The following is a 6316-nucleotide window of genomic DNA, read 5'->3' on the forward strand; positions in this document are numbered from 1 at the left end:
GACCACGGGGTCCCGGTGGTGTCCGGCCTCGATCTGCTGCTGGCGCAGGCGCTGGGCCAGTTCGAGCAGTTCACCGGCGTGCACCCCGCGCCGGAGGCGGCGATGCGGGCGGCCCTGACGGCGGCGTCGGCAGTCGGCTGAGCGCTGGCGGCTTCGGGACGGTCCGGTCGGGGTCGACCCAGTGCCGGGCCTGGCCGCTCAGGCCGACCGTCGTGACCAGGTCAGCGTCAGCACGGACACCAGCGCCACCAGCGCGAAGCTGACGATCGCCAGCGCCATCGGCATGCCCCGGCCGGGGTCGCCGAAGCCGACCAGCGGCGCGGCCACCGCCGCGATCACCGACTGGATGCCGCCGAGCAGCGCGGCCGCCGTCCCGGCGCGTTCCGGGTGCCGGTCCAGGGCCAGCGCGGTCCCGTTCGGGGTGATCATGCCGATCGTGCCGACCAGCACGAACAGCCCCACGATCAGCGCCACCAGGCTGCCCAGCAGGGCCGCGGCCAGCACGATGCCGCCCGCCACCACCTGCGCCACCAGCGTGACCAGCAGCAGCCGGCGGGGCGCGAACCGGTCCAGCAGCCGGCCGTTGGCCTGGCTCAGCACGATCAGGCCGCAGGCGTTCAGGCCGAACAGCAGGCTGAACACCGTGGGGGAGACGCCGTAGCCGTCCTGGAGCACGAACGACGAGCCGGAGATGTAGCTGAACAGGGCGGCGAACGCGAACGCCTGGGCCAGTGCGTACCCGAGGTAGAACCGGTCCGCGAAGAGTGTGCGGGCCGTACGGGCCGTGTCGGCCAGACCGCCGGGGCTGCGTCGCTCCGGTGGCAGCGTCTCCGGCATGCGCCAGACGACCAGGGCCGTCAGCAGCGTCGCGATGATGCCGAGGGCGATGAAGATGCCGTGCCACGAGGTCACCTTCAGCACGGCGCTGCCCAGACTCGGTGCGGCGATCGGGGCCACGCCGAAGATCAGCGTCAGCCGGGAGAAGAACTTCGCGGCGGCGACCCCCGCGTACAGGTCCCGCACGATCGCCCGGGCCACCACCACGCCGACGCCGCCCGCGATGCCCTCCGCCAGGCGGACCCCGGCCAGGACCGGCGCGGTCGGGGCGAGCGCACAGAGGAACGAGAAGATCGCGTACGCGCCGACGCCGATGATCAGCGGCCGGCGCCGCCCCCAGCGGTCGCTGAGCGGGCCGCAGACCAGCTGCCCGACTGCCAGCCCGATCAGGCACGTGGTCAGCGACAGCTGCACCTGCGCGTCGGGCACCCCGAGGTCCCGCGACAGGGCCGGGAACGCGGGCAGATACATGTCCAGCGACAGCGGGCCGATCGCGGTGATGAGCCCGAGCATGACGACGAGCAGGGGCCCGTGCACGGCCGGGACGGGCCGGGTGACCGGCGTGGTGGGCTGGGACGACACCACCGGACGATAGCTCTGCTGCCCGCCCCCGGTCCGGCAGGCGGGACGGGGGCTGCCCGGCGCGGCGGCCAGCGACGACGGCGTGCCAGACTGTGACCCGTGTTGCGCTGGCTTACCGCAGGTGAATCCCACGGCCCCGCTCTCGTCGCCCTTCTCGAAGGGGTGCCCGCCGGAGTGCGGGTGACAAGCGAGGACATCGGCCGCGACCTCGCGCGCCGCCGTCTCGGCTACGGCCGGGGCGCGCGGATGGCGTTCGAGCAGGACGAGATCGAGATCATCGGCGGCATCCGCCACGGGGTGACGCTCGGCAGCCCGGTCGCGATCCGGATCGGCAACTCCGAGTGGCCCAAGTGGCGCACCGTGATGGCCGCCGACCCGGTCGATCCCGAGGAGCTCGCCGCCCAGGCCCGCAACGCGCCGTTGACCCGGCCCCGGCCCGGCCACGCCGACCTGGCCGGCATGCAGAAGTACGGCCACACCGACGCCCGGCCGATCCTGGAACGCGCCAGCGCCCGCGAGACGGCGGCCCGGGTGGCTGTCGGCGTGGTCGCCAAGGCGCTGGTCAAGCAGGCGCTGGGCATCGACATCGTCTCGCACGTGATCGAGCTGGGCTCGGTAGCGGCCAAGGCCGGCCTGATCCCCACGCCGGAGGACGCGGCCCGGATCGACGCCGACCCGCTGCGCTGCCTCGACCCGGAGGCCAGTGCCCGGATGGTGGCCGAGGTCGACGCGGCGAAGAAGGACGCGGACACCCTCGGTGGCATCGTGGAAGTGCTGGCCTGGGCCGTACCCCCGGGTCTGGGGTCGCATGTGCAGTGGGACCGCAAGCTGGACGCCCGGCTGGCCACCGCCCTGATGTCCATCCAGTCCGTCAAGGGCGTGGAGATCGGCGACGGCTTCACCCAGGCCCGCTTGCGCGGCTCGGTCGCGCACGACGAGATCATCCCGACCGCGGACGGCGTCAAGCGGATCACCGACCGGGCCGGCGGCCTGGAGGGCGGCATCACCAACGGCGAGAACCTGCGGGTCCGCGCCGCGCTGAAGCCGATCTCCTCGCTGAACCGCGCCCTGCAGACGGTCGACGTGGTCACCGGCGAGGCCACCACGGCGATCAACCAGCGTTCCGACGTGTGCGCGGTGCCGGCCGGCGCGGTGGTCGCCGAGGCGATGGTCGCGCTGGTGCTGGCCGAGGCCGCGACGGAGAAGTTCGGCGGCGACTCGGTCGCCGAGATCCGCCGCAACCTGGCCGGCTACCTCGACAGTCTGCTGATCCGGTGACCGCGCCGGCCGCGGTGATCGTCGGCCCGCCCGGCGCGGGCAAGACCACGATCGGGCAGGCGGTGGCCGCGCTGCTCGGCGTGGACTTCGCCGACACCGACCACCTGATCGAGGAGCGCGCCGGCAAGCCGATCCCGGAGATCTTCTTCGACGACGGCGAGGACGCCTTCCGGGCCCTGGAACGCGAGACGATCGCCGAGGCGCTCGGCTCGTTCCCCGGCGTGCTCGCCCTCGGCGGTGGCGCGATCCTGCACGAGGGCACCCGCGAGTCGCTGCGGGAGCACACCGTGGTCTTCCTGTCGGTGGAGCTGTCCGACGCGGTCAAGCGGGTCGGGCTGGGCGCGGGCCGCCCGCTGCTGTCCGTGAACCCGCGGGCGACCCTGAAGTACCTGATGGAGCAGCGCCGCCCGCTCTACGCGTCGGTGGCCACCCACACGATCGCGACCGATGCTCGCACCGCCGAGGAGATCACCGCCGAGCTAGCCGCGCTGCTCAAGAATCCGCGCTAGCGCGACGGGCTCGCTGAGCATCGGCCAGTGGCCGGTGGGCAGCATCACGACCTCGGCCTCGGTGAGACCGGCGAAGAACGGATGGCCGGCGGCCATCATCTCCTTGATCTGGTCCTCCGGGAACGTGCAGGCGACCAGCGTGGTCGGCAGCTCCCGGGAGGTGGCCCGGGCGCCGAGCGGCTGCTCCACCGAAGCGCGGGGATGCGGTGTGCTCCGCGTACGCAGCAGCGTCAGCGCCGCCTCGTCCAGCCCGGCCAGCAGCACCGGATCGGCGCCGGCGTCCCACTCGCGGGGCGGCACCGCGTCACCCGGGCCGGCCGGCTCCCCGGACATCGACTGCTGAGTGGTGCCCTCCGGCAACGGCCCGCTGTCCACATAGACCACCCGGGCGATCCGCTCCCGCAACCGCAGCGCCGCGGCGCTCACCGGCATCCCGCCGTAGCTGTGCCCGACCAGCACCACGTCCCGCAGATCCTCGGTCTCGACCAGCCGGACGATGTCCTCGATGTGGGTGTCCAGATCCACGCCGGGACCGAGCAGATGGGAGCGGTCGGCGACGCCGGTCAACGTCAGCGGGAAGACCTCGTGCCCGCCGCCGCGCAGCGCCGCCGTCACGTCGTGCCAGGCCCATCCGCCGAGCCAGAGACCGGAAACCAGAACGTATGTCGTCATGCCCTCACGCTAAACCGGATACCGGACGATACCGGTCCGGTATGGGGTGGAGAATCTTCGGCATGCCGCACCCCGCCTCACGCGTCCTGGCCATGCTGGAGCTGCTCCAGGCCCACCGCAGCATCCGCGGGGCCGAGCTGGCGGCCCGGCTCGCGGTGGATGAGCGTACGGTCCGCCGGTACGCGGGCACCCTCGCCGAACTGGGCATCCCGGTGACAGCGGAACGCGGCCGGTACGGGGGCTACCGGCTCCTGCCCGGCTTCAAGCTGCCACCGCTGATGCTCACCGACGACGAAGCGGTGGCCGTGGTGCTGGGCCTGGTGGCGGCCGACAGTCTCGGGTTGGCGACGGACGCCCCGGCCAGTGCCGCCGCCGAAGCGAAGATCACGCGGGTCCTTCCGGCGGCGTTGGGGGACCGGCTGGCGGCCTTGCGGGCGAGTCTGGGCCTGACTATGCGGCGCCGCGAGCCGGACGCTGCGCCGCGCTACGGCGCTACGCCGTCGACTGCTGATCTGTTGCTGACGCTGGGTACGGCGACTCGGTCGCAGCAGCGGCTTGCGCTCACCTACCGGACACCCCGCCGCCGCCCGACCGCCGACGACGCGCCGCCGCCCGCTGGGGGTGGCGCGGGACCAGCGATCGAGCCGGGCGGGCCGGCCGCGGCCGATTTGCGAGCGGTGACCGGGGGTGGCGCGGGACCAGCGATCGAGCCGGACGGGCCGGCCGCGGCCGAGTTGCGAGCGGTGACCGGGGGTGGTGCGGGAGCGGCGATCGAGCCGGACGGTCCGGCGGTGGATGGGGGCGACGCCGGGCCCGCGCCGCGGGTCAGCCGGCGGCAGGTTGATCCCTACGGTCTGGTCTTCCACAGTGGACGCTGGTATCTCGTCGCCCATGACCACCGCACCGACGAGATCAGGTCGTTCCGGCTGGACCGGATCGCCGCCGCCGTGCCCACCGGCGAGGACTTCGAGGCGCCGCCGAACTTCGACGCCGTCGCGCACGTCACCCGGCAGTGGGCCGGCCTGCCCTGGAAGTGGGAGGTCGAGGTGCTGATCGAGGCCGACGTCGCCCAGGTGCGCCGCCGGATCCCCGCCGCCATCGCGGATGTCACCGAGGTCGCCGACGGGGTGCGGTTGAGCTGCCGGGCGCAGAGCCTGCCCGGGATGGCGCAGATGCTGGCCGGGCTGGGCTGGCCGTTCACGGTGGTCCGGCCGGACGAGCTGCGGACCGCTCTGGCCGAGCACGCCGCGCAACTCGTCCGCTACGCCACCCGCTGACCCAGCCGCCCGTCGGCCCGAACCGCCGTCAACCCCGACGCCCGCGAGCCGAGCTGCCCGCAAGCCGAGCTGCCCGCAAGCCGAGCTGCCCGCAAGCCGAGCCGGCCGCAAGCCGAGCCGGCCGCAAGCCGAGCCGGCCGCAAGCCGAGCCGCCCGCAAGCCGAGCGCCCGTCAGGCCAGCCGCGCCTCGAGCGCCTCGACCCGCTGAACCAGTGGACGCAGCTCCTGGCGTACCACCGAAGTGAGCTCTTCCGGTCCGACCGGCGGCTTCGTCGCCCGCAGATGGGCGTAGCCGCTCAGGGCGGCCGACACCGTCCGCCGCACGGTCCGGGCGTCGGCGCCCGCCGCCCGCAGCGTCCGCCCGGCGATCCCGTCCGGCTCGGCCGCCAGACCGATGAGCAGATGCTCGCAGCCCACATAGTTGTGCCCGAGCGCAGTCGCCTCAGCGACCAGCATCTCCAGCGCGTTCGCGGCCGGCGTGCTGTAGCGCAGCCCCGGCCCGCCGCCCGGCTCGTCCTGTTCGGCCCACGAGAGGGTCGCGGGCTCGATCTCCATCGCCCGGAGCAGCCGCAGCGCCAGGTTCTCCCCTTCGGTGATCATGGCGCGGAGCAGGTGGCCGGTGCCGACGTTCGGTGCGCCGGCGTCGCGGGCGGCGTTGATCGCCAGGGAGAGCACGGTGATCGCCCTGGGGGTGAAGGAGGGCAGGGTGGCTGCGAGCTGGCCGGCGTCGAGGTCACCCAGGGCGGTCTGCCGGATCACGGTGATCCGCCGGACCGCCTCCTCCAGGGCTCGCTGGCAGATCGCGGATACGGGCAGGCCGGACTCGCGCACGGCGTCGGCCAGTTCGTCGGGCAGGTAGACGTTGATTTTCGGCATGACGTAGATGTAACCCGTGATGGGGTTACGTGTCTATAACCCCATGCCGCGCGCACTAGGATCAGCGCTGATGGACGACGTGACGCGAATCCCTGTGCCCGGTGACCGGCCCTATGACGTACTCGTCGGCCGGGGGTTGTTCGACGCCCTGCCCGGCCTGGTCGACGGCGCTGTGCGGGCCGCCGTTCTCTATGCTCCGCCGCTCAAGGAGCGGGCGGCCGCGGTCGCCGACGCCCTGTCCGCGGCGGGCATCCGGCCGCTGCCGATCGAGGTGCCCGACGCCGA

6 protein-coding genes and 2 pseudogenes are annotated in these 6316 nt (G+C 73.5%); 5 read left to right on the top strand and 3 right to left on the bottom strand.

Going from position 1 to position 6316, the window contains the following annotated elements; translation table 11 throughout:
* A pseudogene (locus tag AB0C29_RS28380) lies at nt 1–141 on the top strand (shikimate dehydrogenase); the annotation flags it as partial.
* Nucleotides 142–198: 57 nt separating this feature from the next.
* Here the strand turns inward: AB0C29_RS28380 and AB0C29_RS28385 are convergent.
* Nucleotides 199–1419 (bottom strand): multidrug effflux MFS transporter, encoded by a 1221-nt coding sequence (locus AB0C29_RS28385; protein ID WP_360826191.1) that lies wholly within the window; start codon nt 1417–1419, stop codon nt 199–201.
* A 99-nt stretch (nt 1420–1518) separates the two neighbouring features.
* Between AB0C29_RS28385 and aroC the strand changes: the two genes are divergently transcribed.
* Both aroC and AB0C29_RS28395 read left to right on the top strand, forming a co-directional pair.
* The gene (aroC, locus tag AB0C29_RS28390) at nt 1519–2697 is read left to right on the top strand and encodes a chorismate synthase (protein WP_360826194.1); all 1179 of its coding nucleotides are present in this window, start codon (nt 1519–1521) and stop codon (nt 2695–2697) included.
* Entirely contained in the window at nt 2694–3206 is a 513-nt protein-coding gene (locus AB0C29_RS28395; RefSeq protein WP_360826197.1) for a shikimate kinase, read from the top strand. The genes aroC and AB0C29_RS28395 overlap by 4 nt, the downstream gene beginning before the upstream one ends.
* Here the strand turns inward: AB0C29_RS28395 and AB0C29_RS28400 are convergent.
* Nucleotides 3177–3878: an alpha/beta fold hydrolase gene (locus AB0C29_RS28400; protein ID WP_360826200.1), complete on the bottom strand. Its 702-nt coding sequence runs from the start codon at nt 3876–3878 to the stop codon at nt 3177–3179. The two genes, AB0C29_RS28395 and AB0C29_RS28400, sit on opposite strands and share 30 nt — an antisense overlap.
* 62 nt (nt 3879–3940) lie before the next feature.
* On the opposite strand from AB0C29_RS28400, the gene AB0C29_RS28405 reads away from it, so the two are divergent.
* A complete protein-coding gene (locus tag AB0C29_RS28405; protein ID WP_360826203.1) occupies nt 3941–5155 on the top strand; it encodes a YafY family protein in 1215 nt (404 codons plus the stop codon).
* Between the two features lie 171 nt (nt 5156–5326).
* Here the strand turns inward: AB0C29_RS28405 and AB0C29_RS28410 are convergent, their stop codons facing one another.
* On the bottom strand, nt 5327–6031 hold the full coding sequence (locus AB0C29_RS28410) for a Clp protease N-terminal domain-containing protein (RefSeq protein WP_360826206.1): 705 nt from the start codon (nt 6029–6031) through the stop codon (nt 5327–5329).
* A gap of 70 nt (nt 6032–6101) precedes the next feature.
* On the opposite strand from AB0C29_RS28410, the pseudogene AB0C29_RS28415 reads away from it, so the two are divergent.
* Nucleotides 6102–6316, top strand: a pseudogene (locus AB0C29_RS28415) (3-dehydroquinate synthase); the annotation flags it as partial.

Origin of the sequence: Actinoplanes sp. NPDC048791 (genome assembly GCF_040650095.1) — a bacterium.
GTDB lineage: Bacteria > Actinomycetota > Actinomycetes > Mycobacteriales > Micromonosporaceae > Actinoplanes.

Excerpts from the sequence above, each read along its gene's own strand:
- AB0C29_RS28400 (WP_360826200.1), bottom strand. The coding sequence starts at position 3,878 with ATGACGACATACGTTCTGGTTTCCGGTCTCTGGCTCGGCGGATGGGCC.
- AB0C29_RS28405 (WP_360826203.1), top strand. The coding sequence starts at position 3,941 with ATGCCGCACCCCGCCTCACGCGTCCTGGCCATGCTGGAGCTGCTCCAG.
- AB0C29_RS28410 (WP_360826206.1), bottom strand. The coding sequence starts at position 6,031 with ATGCCGAAAATCAACGTCTACCTGCCCGACGAACTGGCCGACGCCGTG.